Origin of the sequence: Streptomyces malaysiense (assembly GCF_000980885.2) — a bacterium.
Lineage (GTDB): Bacteria > Actinomycetota > Actinomycetes > Streptomycetales > Streptomycetaceae > Streptomyces > Streptomyces malaysiense.
Map to the genome: position 1 here is coordinate 1 of NZ_LBDA02000213.1, position 918 is coordinate 918.

At 65.9% G+C, this 918-nt stretch carries 1 protein-coding gene and 1 pseudogene; both read left to right on the plus strand.

Annotation, left to right across the window (positions count from 1 at the left end; translation table 11 throughout):
- Window positions 1–161 (plus strand): annotated as a pseudogene (locus VT52_RS34990) (DNA-binding protein WhiA); the annotation flags it as partial.
- 402 nt (window positions 162–563) lie between these two features.
- Window positions 564–918 (plus strand): glyceraldehyde 3-phosphate dehydrogenase NAD-binding domain-containing protein (locus VT52_RS34995; RefSeq protein WP_240510050.1); only part of this gene is annotated, 355 nt, incomplete at its 3' end.

The following is a 918-nucleotide window of genomic DNA, read 5'->3' on the forward strand; positions in this document are numbered from 1 at the left end:
AGGAGCTGGGCGCGCTCGCCGACCCGCCGCTGACCAAGGACGCGGTCGCGGGCCGGATCCGCCGGCTGCTGGCCATGGCCGACAAGCGCGCCTCGGATCTGGGCATCCCGAGCACGGAGGCCAATCTGTCGGAGGAGCTGGCGGACAACCTGGCCGGCTGATCCGACCCGCATCGACACGCCGGTGCCGGACCCCGTCCGAGGGGTTTCGGTACCGGCTTTCGTATGCCCGCTTCCGGCCGAACCGGAGTGCTCATACCACAGGTGAGCGGAGCCCCCATCAACGGTGCGGAATCGGGGTAGTCAACAGGTGAGCCGACCCGCTCACGAACGAGTGACATCGACGTCAATAAGGGGCGACATTCGATAGCAAAAACGGGTGAATCAACTGCCGATCCGAGACGGTCCGTACCTCTACTGCCAGGTACGGAACGCCTGCCCATGTATGCGTCATCTCGATGTCACCGAGGGGGTCGCGGAGAGGTAGGGTCGGTGGTGGTCGGGGACATCCCAAACAGAGCTCGCCGGCTCGCGTGGTCGGCGTACCAACGAGGAGATCGGTTCGTGACGATCCGCGTAGGCATCAACGGCTTCGGCCGCATCGGCCGTAACTACTTCCGCGCACTGCTGGAGCAGGGTGCGGACATCGAGGTTGTGGCTGTCAACGACCTGGGTGACACGGCCACCACGGCCCACCTGCTCAAGTACGACACGATCCTGGGTCGCCTCAAGCAGGAGGTCTCCCACACCGCCGACACGATCACCGTCGACGGCCACACCATCAAGGTGCTGTCCGAGCGCAACCCGGCCGACATCCCCTGGGGCGAGCTGGGCGTCGACATCGTCATCGAGTCGACCGGCATCTTCACCAAGCGCGAGGACGCCGCCAAGCACCTGGCCGGCGGCGCCAAGAAGGTCC